The organism is Thiomicrorhabdus sp. ZW0627, assembly GCF_029767005.1.
Classification (GTDB): domain Bacteria; phylum Pseudomonadota; class Gammaproteobacteria; order Thiomicrospirales; family Thiomicrospiraceae; genus Thiomicrorhabdus.
Window position 1 is genome coordinate 917562 of sequence record NZ_JARUQR010000001.1, and the last position, 16631, is coordinate 934192.

21 protein-coding genes are annotated in these 16631 nt (G+C 45.9%); 8 read left to right on the forward strand and 13 right to left on the reverse strand.

The annotated features are described in order from the left end of the window. Window positions 1-65: 65 nt before the first annotated feature. The 13 genes from QCB45_RS04410 to QCB45_RS04470 all read right to left on the reverse strand — a co-directional run bounded on the left by QCB45_RS04410 (window position 66) and on the right by QCB45_RS04470 (window position 10013). Window positions 66-806 (reverse strand): Nif3-like dinuclear metal center hexameric protein, encoded by a 741-nt coding sequence (locus QCB45_RS04410; RefSeq protein WP_279419635.1) that lies wholly within the window; start codon window positions 804-806, stop codon window positions 66-68. A gap of 106 nt (window positions 807-912) precedes the next feature. Beyond that, a complete protein-coding gene (gene hisD, locus QCB45_RS04415) occupies window positions 913-2214 on the reverse strand; it encodes a histidinol dehydrogenase (protein ID WP_279419636.1) in 1302 nt (433 codons plus the stop codon). Then, window positions 2207-2848, reverse strand: coding sequence for an ATP phosphoribosyltransferase (gene hisG, locus QCB45_RS04420; RefSeq protein ID WP_279419637.1), 642 nt, complete (start codon window positions 2846-2848; stop codon window positions 2207-2209). The genes hisD and hisG overlap by 8 nt, the downstream gene beginning before the upstream one ends. A 54-nt stretch (window positions 2849-2902) precedes the next feature. Next, a complete protein-coding gene (gene murA, locus QCB45_RS04425; protein WP_279419638.1) occupies window positions 2903-4162 on the reverse strand; it encodes a UDP-N-acetylglucosamine 1-carboxyvinyltransferase in 1260 nt (419 codons plus the stop codon). A gap of 36 nt (window positions 4163-4198) precedes the next feature. Further along, window positions 4199-4417, reverse strand: coding sequence for a BolA/IbaG family iron-sulfur metabolism protein (locus QCB45_RS04430; protein ID WP_279419639.1), 219 nt, complete (start codon window positions 4415-4417; stop codon window positions 4199-4201). Window positions 4418-4435: 18 nt separating this feature from the next. Then, a complete protein-coding gene (locus QCB45_RS04435) occupies window positions 4436-5206 on the reverse strand; it encodes an ABC transporter permease (protein WP_279419640.1) in 771 nt (256 codons plus the stop codon). Further along, a complete protein-coding gene (locus QCB45_RS04440) occupies window positions 5203-6120 on the reverse strand; it encodes an ABC transporter ATP-binding protein (protein WP_279419641.1) in 918 nt (305 codons plus the stop codon). The genes QCB45_RS04435 and QCB45_RS04440 overlap by 4 nt, the downstream gene beginning before the upstream one ends. A gap of 111 nt (window positions 6121-6231) precedes the next feature. After that, entirely contained in the window at window positions 6232-6525 is a 294-nt protein-coding gene (locus QCB45_RS04445) for an STAS domain-containing protein (RefSeq protein ID WP_279419642.1), read from the reverse strand. Next, on the reverse strand, window positions 6518-7186 hold the full coding sequence (locus QCB45_RS04450; protein ID WP_279419643.1) for an ABC transporter substrate-binding protein: 669 nt from the start codon (window positions 7184-7186) through the stop codon (window positions 6518-6520). Before QCB45_RS04450 ends, QCB45_RS04445 begins: the two co-directional genes overlap by 8 nt. Before the next feature lie 2 nt (window positions 7187-7188). Then, on the reverse strand, window positions 7189-7653 hold the full coding sequence (gene mlaD, locus QCB45_RS04455) for an outer membrane lipid asymmetry maintenance protein MlaD (protein ID WP_279419644.1): 465 nt from the start codon (window positions 7651-7653) through the stop codon (window positions 7189-7191). 31 nt (window positions 7654-7684) lie between these two features. Further along, complete coding sequence (gene mlaE, locus QCB45_RS04460) at window positions 7685-8479, reverse strand: lipid asymmetry maintenance ABC transporter permease subunit MlaE (protein WP_279419645.1); 795 nt, start codon at window positions 8477-8479, stop codon at window positions 7685-7687. After that, window positions 8479-9288: an ATP-binding cassette domain-containing protein gene (locus tag QCB45_RS04465; protein WP_279419646.1), complete on the reverse strand. Its 810-nt coding sequence runs from the start codon at window positions 9286-9288 to the stop codon at window positions 8479-8481. The genes mlaE and QCB45_RS04465 overlap by 1 nt, the downstream gene beginning before the upstream one ends. A gap of 122 nt (window positions 9289-9410) precedes the next feature. Then, window positions 9411-10013, reverse strand: a complete 603-nt coding sequence (locus tag QCB45_RS04470) for a hypothetical protein (RefSeq protein ID WP_279419647.1) — start codon at window positions 10011-10013, stop codon at window positions 9411-9413. A gap of 161 nt (window positions 10014-10174) precedes the next feature. Here QCB45_RS04470 and QCB45_RS04475 point away from each other — a divergent pair, with 161 nt between their 5' ends. From QCB45_RS04475 to QCB45_RS04510, 8 genes are all read left to right on the forward strand, one after another. Next, window positions 10175-11164, forward strand: coding sequence for a calcium/sodium antiporter (locus QCB45_RS04475; RefSeq protein ID WP_279419648.1), 990 nt, complete (start codon window positions 10175-10177; stop codon window positions 11162-11164). Between the two features lie 27 nt (window positions 11165-11191). Next, window positions 11192-11731, forward strand: coding sequence for an HAD hydrolase family protein (locus QCB45_RS04480; RefSeq protein WP_279419649.1), 540 nt, complete (start codon window positions 11192-11194; stop codon window positions 11729-11731). A gap of 63 nt (window positions 11732-11794) precedes the next feature. Next, a complete protein-coding gene (gene lptC / locus QCB45_RS04485) occupies window positions 11795-12391 on the forward strand; it encodes an LPS export ABC transporter periplasmic protein LptC (RefSeq protein WP_279419650.1) in 597 nt (198 codons plus the stop codon). Between the two features lie 13 nt (window positions 12392-12404). After that, window positions 12405-12938, forward strand: coding sequence for a lipopolysaccharide transport periplasmic protein LptA (lptA, locus tag QCB45_RS04490; RefSeq protein ID WP_279419651.1), 534 nt, complete (start codon window positions 12405-12407; stop codon window positions 12936-12938). 27 nt (window positions 12939-12965) lie between these two features. Next, window positions 12966-13688 carry an LPS export ABC transporter ATP-binding protein gene (lptB, locus tag QCB45_RS04495; RefSeq protein ID WP_279419652.1) on the forward strand — a complete coding sequence of 241 codons (723 nt, stop codon included), beginning with the start codon at window positions 12966-12968 and terminating at the stop codon, window positions 13686-13688. Between the two features lie 209 nt (window positions 13689-13897). After that, window positions 13898-14218, forward strand: coding sequence for a ribosome-associated translation inhibitor RaiA (gene raiA / locus QCB45_RS04500; RefSeq protein WP_279419653.1), 321 nt, complete (start codon window positions 13898-13900; stop codon window positions 14216-14218). A gap of 192 nt (window positions 14219-14410) precedes the next feature. After that, entirely contained in the window at window positions 14411-15769 is a 1359-nt protein-coding gene (gene mgtE, locus QCB45_RS04505; protein ID WP_279419654.1) for a magnesium transporter, read from the forward strand. Between the two features lie 197 nt (window positions 15770-15966). Continuing rightward, complete coding sequence (locus tag QCB45_RS04510; RefSeq protein WP_279419655.1) at window positions 15967-16614, forward strand: OmpA family protein; 648 nt, start codon at window positions 15967-15969, stop codon at window positions 16612-16614. The last annotated feature ends 17 nt before the right edge of the window (window positions 16615-16631 follow it).

Here is a 16631-nt window from a genome sequence, read left to right on the forward strand (position 1 = left end):
TTATCTATTTATATGACACCAAATAAATTTTATCTATGAGGGAATTCATAATCTTATAAGAACTTTTACACAGGGTTGGCAATATCCACAAAATGACACTCCAAATCGAATTTTTCAGCCAAATGTTTCCCTAAAGCCTCAACACCCAAACGCTCTGTAGCATGGTGTCCAGCAGAAAAATAATGGATGCCACCTTCCCTTGCTAAATGCGTGGTTTGTTCCGAAACTTCGCCACTAATATAAACGTCTGCTTCCCAGGCCAGCGCCTGGTCAATATAATTTTGCGCACCACCACTGCACCAAGCAACCGTATTGATTTCTTGTGGTCCGCCGGACAAGTGCAAGACATCCCGGTTCAATGATTCGGAAATCCGCTGCTTGAAGTCATCTATGGACAGGGGAGCATCCAGACGCCCCAAGCGAACCAGGCCCGGCACAGGTGTGATATCCTGTAACCGCCAAAGTTTACCTAGCATGGCATTGTTGCCCAGTTCAGGGTGGGCGTCTAACGGCAAGTGATAACCAAACAAATTGACATCATTGACCAGTAATGACTTGATTCTCTTTTGTTTGAAACCGACGATTTCAACCGGTTCGCTTTTCCAGAAATATCCATGATGAACCAGAATCGCATCCGCCTTCAGACGTACCGCTTCATCAATCAGTGCCTGACAAGCAGTTACTCCGGTTACAATCGTCCGAATTTCAGACTTACCTTCGACCTGCAAGCCGTTTGGTGCGTAATCCTTAAACTCCGAAACCTTCAAATAATCGTTCAGATAACTCGTTAACTCTTCACGTAACATCTTTGATTCCCCTGTTTTAATAGAATATTTCCCCAGGCACTTTCTTTTACCCAAAAAAAACCACCAGGCCTGGTGGTTTTTTTCAATCTGACCAAAGGGTCGAAAATTAACTTTTCACACGGTAACGTGCTGAAGCTGCGTGAGCCTGAAGACCTTCACCGTCGGCAAGTACACCGGCAACCTGTCCTAGAACATTTGCACCTTCTTCAGAGCACATGATCAAGCTGGAACGCTTCTGGAAGTCATAGACGCCCAATGGTGAAGAGAAACGTGCTGTACGTGAAGTAGGTAGAACGTGGTTTGGTCCAGCACAGTAGTCACCAAGAGCTTCGGCCGTGTAACGACCCATAAAGATCGCACCGGCGTGACGAATCTTAGGCAACAAAGCTTCAGGATCTTCAATCGATAACTCCAAGTGCTCTGGAGCGATGATATTGATCATCTCCAAAGCCTGAGATTCATCGTCTACTACGATGATCGCACCACGATCATCCAAAGCCTTGCGGATGATTTCTTGACGCGGCATAGTTGGCAACAGACGGTTCATACTCTCATAGACCTTCTCGGCAAACTCGGCATCCTGAGTAACCAGGATCGACTGGGCATCTTCATCGTGCTCGGCCTGTGAGAATAGATCAACCGCAATCCAGTCAGGATCGGTTTTACCGTCACAATAAACCAGAATTTCAGAAGGTCCGGCAATCATGTCGATACCAACCGTACCGAACACCATACGCTTGGCTGTTGCGACGAAGATATTCCCCGGACCAACAATCTTATCCACGGCTGGAACGGTTTCCGTTCCATATGCCAATGCGGCAACCGCTTGAGCTCCACCAAGTGTGAACACACGATCAACACCACAAATCGCTGCAGCCGCCAAGACCATATCATTCACTTCACCGTCCGGCGTCGGAACAACCATGATCAAAGTTTCAACACCCGCCACCTTAGCCGGAATCGCATTCATGATAACGGATGATGGATAAGCCGCCTTACCGCCAGGAACATACAGCCCTACGCTGTCTAAAGGCGTGACCTGCTGACCCAACATGGTTCCGTCCGCTTCTCTATAACTCCATGATTCCGTAATTTGTTTTTCATGGTACGCCTTGACGCGCTCGGCAGACAGCTCCAATGCTGCTCGCTGATCAGCCGGTATAGTTTCCAACGCTTTCTTGATTCGCTCCATTGGAATTTCCAGCTCGGCACCACTCTTCAGTGCCAAACGATCAAAACGCTCGGTGTACTCCAAAAGTGCCGCATCGCCCTGCGTACGAACATTATTAACAACCTCTTTAACAATATCGTTCACCGAATCATTCGAAACGGTTTCCCATGCCAAAAGAGTATCCAATTCTTCTCTAAAGCCTGCTGCGTTAGCAGATAAACGACGAATATTAAGCATTTTGACTCTCTATCACTGTTTGGAATTGTTTAACAATTTCATTAATCTGTTTAAATTTGGTTTTATATGCGTGTTGGTTAACAATCAAACGCGAACTGATGTCCGCAATGTGCTCCATTGGCACCAATCCGTTGGCACGAAGCGTATTCCCGGTATCCACCAGATCTACAATTCGGTCGGCCAAGTCAATCAAAGGTGCGATTTCCATTGAACCATACAACTTGATCAGATCGACCTGTTCACCCTTCTCGGCATAGTATGCCTGGGCGGATTTCAAATATTTGGTTGCGATTTTCAAACGATGACCGTGCGGTTTTTCTACTTCCGGACCAGCAACCATCAACTTACATTTTGCAATCTGCAGATCCAACAATTCATAAAGATTGTCTGCCGGCGCTTCCATCAGCACGTCCTTACCGGCCACTCCGATATCCGCAGCGCCATGCGCAACATAGGTCGGTGCATCAGTTGCTCGTACAATCAACAAACGAACATTGTCATGGTTCGTTGGAATGATCAATTTTCGGCTCTTGCTTGGATCCTCGAGCGGCTCGATTCCGGCCGCTTCCAATAACGGAACCGTATCCTGGTAGATACGCCCCTTGGAAAGGGCTATGGTCAAAGTTTGTTTCATAATGACATCAACAACTTAAAATTAAAATTCTGTTCTCTATCGGTTACCGCCAACTCAACTTGTCAGGCGGTAGATATGGGCACCTAGCTTATGGAACTTCTCTTCGATCAGTTCGTAACCACGATCGATATGGTATACACGGTTCACAACCGTTTCGCCTTCCGCTACCAGGCCTGCCAGAATCAAACTGGCCGAAGCACGCAAATCGGTCGCCATAACCGGCGCACCTTTCAGCTTCTCAACCCCTTTGATGTGAGCGGTATTACCCTCAACACGGATATCGGCACCCATACGAATCAATTCCGATACGTGCATAAAACGATTCTCAAAGATCGTTTCCTTAATACTCGACTCACCTTCGGCCAGGGCATTCATCAACAAAAACTGCGCCTGCATATCCGTAGGAAACTTTGGATACGGATCGGTAACAATATTGACCGGTTTCAACTTTTTGCCACGCATATCCAAAGTGATGTTATCGCCATCGGTTTCAATCAATGCACCCGCTTCGCGGAACTTATCCAAAACAGCCGTTAAATGATCTGGATTCGCCTTGGTCACGGTAACCCGGCTCTGGGTTACCGCCGCTGCCGCCAAATACGTTCCGGCTTCGATACGGTCCGGAATTACTTCATATTCAACACCCGTAAGACGATCCACACCTTCGATCACCAACACATCGGTTCCGATACCCGAAATTTTGGCGCCCATAGCATTCAAAAATTCGGCCAGATCAACGACTTCTGGTTCGCGAGCCGCATTACGTAAATAGGTGGTACCCTCAGCCAAAACGGCAGCCATCAACAGATTCTCTGTCCCTGTCACAGTAACAGGATGCATGGTAATGTCTGCGCCTTTCAAGCGGCCGGACTTCGCAACAATATACCCTTGCTCAACAGTAATGTCCGCTCCCATCTTCTGCATCCCCTCAATATGGATATTGACTGGACGGGAACCGATTGCACACCCTCCCGGCAAAGAAACTCTCGCCTCACCAAAACGCGCCAACAAAGGTCCCAGAACAAGGATTGACGCACGCATGGTTTTTACCAACTCGTATTCGGCTTCTTTAACGGTCACTTCAGAAGCATCGATTTCAATATTCAAACGCTCGTCGAACATCACCTGCACACCCATCGATGCAAGCAGTTGAATCGTTGTGGTCACATCCTTCAAATGAGGAACATTCGACAATGAAACCGGCGTTTCAGCCAACAGACACCCCATCAGAATCGGCAACGCCGCATTCTTGGAACCTGAAATTTCGACTTTCCCTTCCAGGTGTCCGCCACCGTTGATAACTAATTTATCCATACTTTATTCAACAAAACTCAATTAACTTAAACAGAATCACTTCACTTCGGTTTTGATCGACAAAGCGTGCAGCTCGCCTGTTTCAAACTGAGTCTTAAAAATATCATTTACCATTCGATGCCTCTGAATCGGAGATTTCCCTTCGAATTCAGAGCTTGTAACGACAATCGAAAAATTGCAATCCGCTCCGGACGTCTCAACCTGACTATCCGGAATGGTTGCCTGAATCAGTTCTTTGATCTTATCTGGTGACATTTCACTCTTCCAAAAAAATTATTTGCGTATTTTAACGCCTTTATTCAATAAAATCAGATTTATCGAGGATATTAGGATCAGGAACCCGGACGTAACCCACAAACTCATCAATGCTGTCACATCGGACTGGGCAAAAAAGCCGTAACGGAATCCATCCACCATATAAAAGAACGGATTAAAGTGTGAAACTGTCTGCCAGATACCCGGCAGCGCATGAATTGAATAAAACACACCACTCAGGAACGTCAACGGCATGATGATAAAGTTTTGAAACGCCGCCAAATGATCATACTTATCCGACAGAATCCCAGCCAACATGCCTAGCCCGCCCATCATCGCCGCACTTAAAACCGCGAACAGCAATACCCAGGCTGGGGAATCAATCGTAATACCGAACCCATACATACCCACAATTAAAATACCCGCTCCTACCGCAAGACCACGAATTACCGAAGCGCCAATGAACGCCAAATAAAACTCCAAAGGTGAAATTGGACTCAACAGAGCAAACGTCAGATTTCCATGCATTTTCGACTGAATTAAGCTTGAAGAGGTATTGGAGAACGCGTTCTGCAATATCGCCATCATCACCAGACCGGGAATCAGAAACTGGCTATAACTCAAGCCGCTGAACACTTCAATCTGAGTATCGATCACTTGACCGAACACCAACAAATACAATAACGTTGAAACCACCGGCGCGAAGATGGTTTGCACCGCAACGGAATAAAAACGCTTTACTTCTTTAACGAACAGCGCCCAACAACCGGCAAAATTAAACTCCATCATCCTTGAGCCGCTCCTGTTAATTCCATAAAGACTTCTTCCAAGGATGCATCACGACTACGAATATCTTTTACTGAAATACCACTTTGGTGGATCATGCCTAACATATCCGACATTCCCATGTCTTTTTCCAATTTAAATAGATAGCCCGACGCATCGGACTCAACCAAACGTGACTGCAACTGGTCGTTCAGCGGCGCAGACTCTTCATCCACCGACACACGAACATAACGGAACGGATGACTGGACAACAACTCATCCGTCGTATCCAGTGCTTTGACTTCACCCCTTTGCATGATCGCTACTTTCTCACACAGAGCTTCCGCCTCGTCTAAATAATGCGTCGTCAGAATGATCGTGTGTCCTTTCTGATGCAACTCCTTTGCAAACTCCCAAAGGGTATGTCGCAAATCGACATCCACCCCTGCCGTTGGTTCGTCGAGCACCAACACCTGAGGCTTATGCACTAAAGCCATCGCAATCAATACGCGTCTTTTCATGCCACCTGAAAGCTCATTGGTAATCGATTCGGCTTTATCCGCCAATGCCAAACGTTCCAGCAACTCATCAATCCACAACTTTTGTGACTTACCTTTTATCCCAAAATAACCGGACTGCAACTCTAACAACTGACGGATATTAAAAAACGGGTCTGAAATCAACTCTTGAGGCACCAGCCCTAATAAACGACGGGTTTTTCGATAATCCTGCACCACATCATGCCCGTGAACCTTGATCGAACCGGAAGATGGAACCAACAACCCCGACATGGCATTAATCAGAGTGGATTTTCCCGCACCGTTCGGACCCAAAAGACCAAAGAACGACCCTTCTTCAACCTCGAAAGAAATTCCCTTAAGGGCCTCAAAGTCGCCATATTGTTTAGCTACCTGTTGAAACTGCACTGCAGATGACATTGTCTTTTCAATACCTTATTAATCGATGAAATTATGAGTGACATAAATATAAAAACGAACGCATTACACAGAAGCCGGCGTCAATAGTCAAATATTGCTGCGGAAAATCAGTTAAACGTGCAACACGCCTTCTAGATCGTAGAGATGGACCAAGGTTTTAAGTTCATCAGGAAGAGCGGTAATATTCAAAGCGGATTCAATCTTCGACTGCCAAGCCAACAACATTGCCAATGCAACGCTGTCCGCTTGAGTAACACTACTGAAATCCACACCCATCACATTCTTTTTTTCACGCTCTACCTGACGTAAGATAGCGGGAGCCGTCTCAACTGTCACCACAGCAGGAAGCGATAAGGTCTCAGAATCTAGCCATGTGATATTCTGGCTTAGCGGTGTGTCAGCCATCGAGCGCTCCATTGAATTCTTTATTTTTCTCTTTCATTGCAGCAATCACGGCATCCACACCATTTTTTCCAAATTCGGAATCGTACGTTTTACGGTAGTTCAACAGCATACTGACGCCTTCAACGGTCACATCGTAAATCAACCACTTTTGTGTGTGCTTATCCAAATAGGCACGGTAGATGACATCCGTTTTGTTACCATCAGCCTGCTCCACCTCAGATGAGACCGTCACCCTTCCTGGCTTTTCCTCAACCTTAGGTTTGACCGTCACCGAATTGATCTTCAACTTCAACAAACTTTGTGAATAAGAGCGCATCAACGTCGTTGTAAACTCATTAACAAACGCGTTTTTTTGTTCGTCGGAAGTGGTGCGCCAATAGCGCCCCATAACATAACGCGCCATTTTCTCGGTATCCACATACGGTAATACATAGTGGTTCGCGAATTCCTTGATTTTTGCCGGATGGCCCTCAAGCTGACTCCGTTGTTCATTCAATGCTGCGACAACAGTCTTTGAAAGTTCTGAGATCATAATCTCTGGATCATCTTGTGGAATCGCCCCCTCCGCCTGAGAATATGCCGTCAAACCAAACATCAAAGTCAATCCAACAATCGACTGAATCAACAACTCTCTAAATCTTAAAATTCCGGAACGGCACATAATCACTCTCCCCCGCTAAACTTAACCAAAAACTGACCGATCAAATCTTCCAAGACAAGTGCCGACTGAGTGATATCCAACTGATCCCCACTTTTTAGATATTCTTCTTCCGCTCCTGGAACCAAGCCGACATATTGATCACCCAACAAACCGGAGGTAAGAACGGCACCAGACGTATCAATCGGTAAATCGTTATATTCTTTGTAGATATCCATTTGCACACGAGCTTGATAGGTCTTTGTATCAACACTGATTCCAACTACCCTTCCGACCACCACGCCGCTAATTTTGACCGGAGCGCGTACTTTTAGGCCACCAATATTATTAAACAACCCGGAAATCTGGTAGCTCGGCTTCTCTTTCCAGCTATTAAAATTGCTTACCTGAAAAGCGATGACGGCGAGGGAAACCAGAGTCATTAATACAAATGCACCCACCCAAATTTCAACTGTCAGTTGCCGTTTCATTCCCATAATTCCTTTTTAATTTCCAATGCCTTTAGCTGAACATCATAGTAGTTAAAATAAAATCCATACCTAAAACCGCCAAGGATGAATGTACCACCGTACGCGTAGTAGCGTTACTAACTCCTTCAGAAGTTGGTATCGCATCATACCCTTGGAATAACGAAATCACCGCAATCAACGCCGCAAACGCGACCGACTTTATGATTCCGTTCATCACATCATCCCGCCAATCGACCGAATCCTGCATCTGAGACCAGAACGAACCTTCATCCACACCTAACCAACCAACGCCAACCATATAACCGCCAAGAATACCCATCGCAATAAACATGAGCGAAAGCATCGGCAGGGTAATCAAAGCGGCAGCGAAACGCGGAGCAAAAATAAACTTCAATGGATCAACCGCCATCATCTCCAAGGCGGAAAGTTGCTCCGTCGATCTCATTAGACCGATTTCAGCAGTCAGAGCTGATCCAGCCCTACCGGCAAACAACAGAGCCGCGACCACTGGACCCAACTCCCTCAACAAGGAAAGCGCAGTCATGGTTCCAACGATCTCTTCAGAATTGAAATCCACAAGGATATTATACCCTTGAAGGGCCAACACCATTCCTACAAACAGTCCTGCCGTCAGAATAATCGGGAGCGATAAAACCCCCGCCACATAAATTTGTTTAACCAGTAATTCAAAACGAATAAAAGCAAAAGGCATCGCCGGAATGATGGAGAAGACAAAAAATGCCATTCGCCCCAATCCGGACAACAGGCCAATGAAACGTTTCCCCATTCCTTCGAGGCGCATAAAGAAAAGATCGAACAATTTCATTATTTCACCGCTCCATTCTGCATGGCCTGCTGATAACTCTCTTTCGAATAATGGAACGGAACAGGCCCATCAGGAAGGCCTTTTATAAACTGATTTACATAGTCGGAATCACTATTCAAAATTTCATCACGGGTTCCCTGTGCGATGATACGTCCTTCAGATAACACACAAACGAAATCGGCAATTGACAGCACTTCATGCACATCATGCGACACGATCACACTGGTCAAACCTAAGCTGTCGTTCAATTTACGAATCAAGTCCACTAGAACACCCATGGTAATCGGATCCTGTCCAACAAATGGCTCATCATAGAAAATCATCTCGGGATCCAAGGCAATTCCACGCGCCAAAGCGACACGTCTCGACATCCCACCAGACAATTCCGATGGCATCAAATCACGCGCGCCCTGCAAACCGACTGCCTGTAGTTTCATCAAAACCAATGGGTAGATAATTGATTCCGGCAGATCAGTATGCTCCCGAAGAGGGAAAGCGACATTATCGTACACACTTAAGTCCGTGAGTAATGCGCCACTTTGAAACAGCATCCCCATTTTCTGACGCAATTCATAAAGCTTACTGCGCCTTAACTTATGAACGTTTTGGCCATCAACGAAAATCTGTCCCGACTCTGGCTTGAGCTGCCCAGCGATCAACTTTAGCAAGGTGGTTTTCCCGGTTCCACTCGGCCCCATAATCGCAGTCACCTTGCCTTTTGGAATCGCCAAATCCAAATTATCAAAAATCTTTCGGGAACCTCTGGAAAAACTCAGGCCCTGAATGTCAATCAGTGTTTCAGATTGCATCTTCACTCCACTTGCGGCACGCCATTTTCAGGCTATTTTCATTCAATAACAGGATCACCTGATCCAAATAAACAATTCTACGAACCAACATTCTAAATTATTTTGAAACGGCTGGGCCAAGTTTAATATCCCAACACTTCACCCACCACTTTTAAATTGGCTACTCGGGACATGTTGATAACATCCCCTCCAACAAAAAACGGTGCTCCAAGCAGTTGTTCGGGAAGAGTACCAACAAAACTTTTCAACAATTCAGTCTGCCACTTCCCACTTTCTTGCAAATCCCCGACAAAACCTAATGGCTCGCCCGAAATCATTTTACCTTCCGCCTGCCACTGCCAACCCGGCAGAACTAGAGATTCTGAAACCAAAGTAACGGGAACATCTTCCAAGTACGCATCCGGCAACCAAGATTCCGAAAACACCACAACTCCGGACAACAAACTGCCCAACACGTGTTTCATCAAACCTAACTGTTGCTGTTTTTGTGGCGACATAGACTCCCGCAATTCTAGATAGAACGCAAATTCACCTTCAACACAGTCAGCGTATTCTTCCAACTCTTCTTCAGTCAGGTTCAACCACTGCTCTTGAGGAACCAACACCACTCGAAAAGCATTGCTATAATAATCCAACTGCCACTCTTCCGGCATGTCATCCGGATAAAATGAACCTTGCCAATCCTCGTGCAACCAACCAAAAGTCCCAATTTGCAAATTATCCACAACCTGCTCCGATTAACACAAAAAAACGGGATAAAAAATTAACACAGAATAGTTTAACATCCTATGCGACGACCTCCGCCATCTATAAAATAATTTTATCAATCGCAACCACATTCGTTATAATTAAAGGTTAATATTTTCTTAAACTAAAGAACTACGAAATGGCAATATCCCTATTAATTCCCGGAATAGCTCTCATAGTCGGTCTCGCACTATTGGTATGGAGTTCTGACATTTTCATCGACGGTTCGGCCAGTACTGCAAACCACCTTTCAATTTCTCCATTGGTCATAGGTGTTGTCGTATTAGGCTTCGGAACTTCGATGCCGGAAGTTGTAGTCGCCACCCTCGCATCTCTAGACAACAGTCCCGGACTGGCCGTCGGTAATGCAATCGGTTCCAACATTGCCAACATCGGACTTGTATTAGGTATTACCGCCATCATCTCACCCGTCCTGGTTAAGTCCACATTAATCAAACGTGAATTACCTGTGCTACTTGCAATTTCAGTCGGTGCCTACCTATTACTGCTTGACGGCCATCTCGATTTTATTGACGGCTTGATTCTCGTCAGCGCCCTGGTCATTGTCATGGCATGGATGATCAAGGTAAACAAGGAAGTTGACCCTCAGGATCCGATTGCAAGCGAAACCAGCCAAGCTGTCGACACCATGCCTGACCTCCCTCTCAGCAAAGCCGTTCTAATGATGATTAGCGGCCTCATCATTTTAATGTTGAGCGCCAAACTGATGGTCTGGGGCGCGGTTGAAATCGCACACTATTTTGAAGTTCCCGAAGTCGTCATCGGTCTGACCATCATCGCCATCGGCACCAGCCTGCCGGAATTGGCCGCAGCCATTACCGCCGCACGTAAAAACGAAGCTGACCTGATGATCGGTAATATCGTAGGTTCAAACCTATTCAACATCCTGGCCGTTTTAGCAGTACCTGCCCTACTGGCGCCTTCGGTTCTGGAAAATTCCGTGCTGAGCGAGGACATTCCGGTAATGCTCGCCTTCACCTTAGCCATGTTACTACTTGCCATTCCCCGCAAAGGCCAAGCTGTGATCAGTACTCCAAAAGGCGTTTTACTCACTCTTGGTTTTATCGCTTACCTCGTTTCACTTTATTTCCGCTCAACCAACGTTTAACCTAAGCTTTTCAATAAAAGGATTGCCATGTTTTCGGAAAAATTGATGGCCAAGGCCAAAAAAATCAAACTCTTGCTTCTTGATGTCGACGGCGTACTTACCAACAATTACCTTTATTACAGCGATGACGGCCAAGAGCACAAAGCCTTTTATACACGTGACGGTCACGGTATGGTGCTCTTACAGAAATCCAATATCGATATCGGCATCATCACCGGCAGAAAATCCCAACTGGTTGCCAACCGAATGCGTGACCTGAAAGTCAAACACGTCTACCAAGGTGTGCCAGACAAACTTCCGACTTTTTTAAAACTCATTGAAGAACTCGGATTGGAATTTGATGAAATCGCCTATATTGGTGATGACATTCTCGACCTGCCGATTTTGACCCGAATCGGCCTATCGGTTACCCCTGCTGATGGAGACCCAGAGGTAAAATCAAGAGTCGACCACATATCGGAATTCCCTGGCGGCCAAGGCTGTGTCCGCGAAACTTGCGAACTCATCATGAAATCTCAGGGTTCCTGGCAACAACACATGGATTTTTTCCTGAGAGAAACACTGTAATTAGGTATAGAATAGACCTATCCAAGATTAACCAAAACGGACTGAACGGACAGGGAGAGACAAATGCTTAACAGCCGCTTTATCTTTTTTACCCTCCTCCTTTCAGCACTGGCTCTTTGGATTGCTTTTCAGCAAAACACTTCAACAACAACCGCAAGCAAAGGTTCCTCTTTGCAATCCACCGACTACAGCTGGCAACTTTTCAACGCCACCACCTGGCAACTGGATAAAACCGATAACCACAAGAACACCATCACCCAAGCCAAAAGCATGTTCTACCAGGAAGCTTTGAAGAAGAGTGAACTTGCTGAACCAAGAATCCTGATCAGCCAACCGCAACAAACACTTACGATCCGTAGCCAATCCGGCGAAACTTATAATGAATCCAAAATCGACCTCAGCGGCAACGTCGTTATCACCCAATACGATTTGCCTTACGCCAAGGTAAATACACAGTCACAAAATAAAACCTTACAGACAGAATTCATCACTTATAATGCGAATACACAAAAGATTTCAAGCCCAAAGGACGTAACCATCACTCAACCCGGTGCCATCACCACAGGAACGGGACTGAAAGCAGACATTCAAAAGAAGCAATTCCAGCTTTTATCGAATGTCAAAGGGCAATACGACCCACAGTATCCGCAGGGACAATAGAGCAAGACAATATATGATTCAGTTAAAATCCTTTTCATCATTTTGGACCATTGCCGCAGGCCTTTCACTTATCAGCCTAAGCGCTTTAGCACAACCAACCCCCAACACACCTGATGAAGAGCAACCGATCCACATTACAGCCGACGCACTCGACATACAGGATCAACAAGGCATTAGTGTCTACACCGGAAACGTTGAGGTTATTCAAGGCAGCCTGACCTTAAACGGCGACAAAATCACCATTCATCACCCTAAACGTGAAATCGAATGGATTCAGGTGGATGGTAAACCAGCCAAATTCAAGCGTTTTGATCAAGCTGAGCAGTCCTGGATTAATGGCAAAGCAGACTTCATTGATTATCGAGCAAACACCAAAACAGTTTTACTCAAAGGCGACGCCAAGGTGGAACAGCCCGGCAAACAGTTGATAACCGGACCAGAACTGTTTTACGACATGAAAAACAAAACTCTGCAAGCCAACAGCACGCCAGAAGAAAAGAAACGCATTTCGGTCACGATCATGCCGGAATCGGCTCAATCCAAATAAACAGAAAACAACATAGGGATCCGCTTCGTGTCTCATTTTTATGCCAGAAACCTTGCGAAAAGTTATAAAAAACGTTCCGTAGTCACCTCGGTGGATCTTGATGTGTACAACGGACAGGTCGTCGGACTTTTAGGCCCTAATGGCGCAGGGAAAACCACCACTTTCTACATGATGACCGGCCTTGTAACAAACGACAGTGGCGAAATCTACCTTGGCAATGAAGAAATCAGTCAACTTCCTATTCACGAACGTGCAAAACGGGGCATAGGTTACTTACCACAAGAAGCCTCCGTATTTCGTAAACTGACCGTAGAGGAAAATATCCGCGCTATTCTTGAGATGCGTCCGGAACTCGATTCCGACCAACGCAACTTAATATTCGAACACCTGATCGATGACCTTCAGATAGGTCATATTCTAGAACAACCCGGCCAGGCTCTTTCGGGTGGAGAGCGACGCCGTGTTGAAATCGCCAGGGCTTTGGCAATGGAACCGACCTTCATTCTCCTAGACGAGCCATTTGCCGGAGTTGATCCAATTTCGGTCAAAGACATCCAAAGCATTATTCTTCATCTTAAAGACAAGGGAATCGGCGTCCTTATAACCGACCACAACGTTAGAGAAACCCTTGGAGTATGCGACTACGCCTACATCCTCCATGCAGGTACGATCTTAGCATCAGGCAAACCCGATGAGATTCTCAGCCACGGAGACGTACGTCGCGTTTATCTTGGCGAAGACTTCCGTTAAGCATTCCGGTCACAAATAAATACCCGTCAATTTCTTTAACTTATTCTTGGATAATTTTCCTTCAATAAGTGCTGAATTGAACAAAGTTGGTGTTATACTGAAATTGACTTAGACAAAAGTGGTTTTGACAAAAAATCGAAAATTTCGGTTTATAAAAAAATGCTTTTGTTACATTCGACATCGCATTACAAGAACAAAGGAGCGATACAATGCAAATCAATATTACCGGTCACCACATGGACCTAACTGATGCACTTCGTGACTACGTAACTGAGAAAGTTGGTAAATTGGAACGTCATTTCGACCACGTTACAAACGTTCACGTTATCTTGACAGTAGAGAAACAACTGCAGAAAGCAGAAGCAACTGTTCATGCATCAGGTGCGGATTTATTTGCCCAACATGACACGGAAGACATGTATGCTTCGATTGATGGATTAGTCGATAAACTGGATCGCCAGATCATCAAACACAAAGAGAAGATGAGCGACCACAACAAGAAATCCGGCGGTGTCAAGAACATGGCATAAGCACTTAGATGCTTAAACCGTTTTAGGTTTTGTCTTGTAAAACGCCCATTAAGTTGGGCGTTTTTCGTTTAAGGCTCACTGTTCCGCTAACACAAATCGTACTCTTGCAATTTTTTTCATTTAATTGTTATACAGGCCTGCTAAAATACATTAAAACCGTTACTCAACAACCGATTCGAGCAAGGAGGCGCCATGGTACAAACCAATACTGTTTCAAACAAAGCGCAACTTACCGAACAAATCCTTGCTGCAGTACAGGAACAAAACCCCGCTCAAATTCCGAATTTGATTTCGCAACTGGTCGCAGAAGATCTTGCTGAAATCCTAGAATCGCTCCCTCCAAAGGGACGCCATTTCTTATGGCAACATGTCACACCAGACGCACAAGGGGAAATCCTAGCTCACACCAATGACGAAGTAAGAGCAATCTTACTTGAGAAGCTCGAACCCCATGAACTGACCGAGATTACCGAAAATCTTGAAACCGACGACATTGCGGACATCGCTCAATCGCTCACGGATGAAAACCAACAGACCTTTCTTGAATCCTTAAACGAGGAAGATCGTACAGCAGTCGAAATGGCGATGTCTTATCCGGAAGACACCGCCGGCGGATTAATGAGTACCGACTTTGTGGCAGTAAGAGCCGATGTCACACTAGATGTTGTACTCCGCTATTTACGCAAACTAGGAGAATTGCCGCCCTCCATGGTAGACCTGTTTGTTCGTGACCGTGAAGATCACTATGTCGGTACACTCAAAATCAACTCACTGATTACACACGATCCGGACACTTTAGTTTCGGATTTAGTCGACACTCAAAAACCAACCATTCGCGCTTTTACTCCGGAAAAAGAAGTCGCTTACCTGTTCGAAAAGCACGACCTGATCTCGATCGCCGTGCTCAGCGATCACAACAAAATCCTTGGGCGCATCACCATCGATGATGTGGTCGACATCATTCGTGAAGAAGGTGAACACGTCCAAATGGCAAGCGCCGGTTTGAATGAAGACGAAGACATCTTCGCCCCGGCCGCCCGCGCCGCCAAACGAAGAACTTTCTGGCTCGGCATCAACCTTCTTACTGCCATCTTTGCGTCAATCGTCATTGGCTTTTTCGACGCATCCATCGAGAAAGTCGTCGCTTTGGCTGTATTGATGCCCATCATTGCCAGCATGGGCGGCATTGCCGGGACTCAAACCGCCACCATCGTAATCCGTGCCTTAGCAACCGGAAAACTGGGAAGCAACAACAGTCGCTCGCTACTTATCAAGGAAACCACCGTAGGTGCCTTAAACGGTCTCATTTGGGCTGTATTGACCGGCACTGCTGTTCTTATCTGGTTCCAGGACCTAGCCCTAAGCCTAATTTTTGCTTCAGCCATGATGATCAACCTAATTGCCGCCGCTTTAGCAGGTGCTAGCATTCCATTGATTTTACAACGCATGCGTATCGACCCAGCCCTAGCCTCGGGTCTCATGTTAACCACCGTTACAGACTCCCTTGGGTTCTTCGTTTTCCTCGGCTTAGCCACAATCGTTCTTTTGTAAACCGCTCAAACAAAACCAACAGGCCTGCCCAATATCGAAATCGATAAGACATATGGCCTAAACGCTTCTCAAGAACCTTTAAATACAATTAAGATTTCAGCCGCCCCCCTTGAATATTTCCGAAAATTACTTATAAATAAGGGCAACAGATTTCATCTACGTCCACCAGGACAATCATTTCATTACGGGAGAACGTCATGAATAAAAAACTATTAGCCGCCGTTGCGGCAACCACCGCGTTAAGCGTAATGTCAGGCTGCTCAACCAACCCGAATAAGACAGCCGAAGAGCGGGAACAAGAAAAGAACATTCTTACCGTAGCAGCAGGTATTGGAGGCATATTGGCCGCTAACGCGCTAGGCGTAGACAATAACGTCGGTAAAGTAGCCGTCGGTGCGATTACAGGGATTACTGCCAGAGCGGTGTACGACGAAGTATATGCCGATACAGCGAATGACCCAAATACAAATGTCGAAGCCGTTAAAATCGGGGATCAGGAATACATTCAGGTTAACGTTCAAAACGTCAACTTCCGCTCAGGTTCTGCAGATCTTGAACCCTATGAATTGACTCGTTTAACTCCGGTTATCAATGCATTGAACAAGCACCCGAATACTCGCGTATACATTGAGGGGCATACCGACTCGGACGGCTCCAAAGCCTACAACCAACAGCTATCTGAAAACCGTGCCAAAGGTGTCGCCTTGCATTTGATGCGTAACGGTATCGCTAGCAATCGAATCACCACGTATGGCTACGGTGAAGAGCGTCCAATTGCCAGTAACGCAACACCTGAAGGCAAACGTCAAAACCGTCGTGTTACGTTCTTGATTAGCGAAATCTAATGCTTCTCGACAGGCCT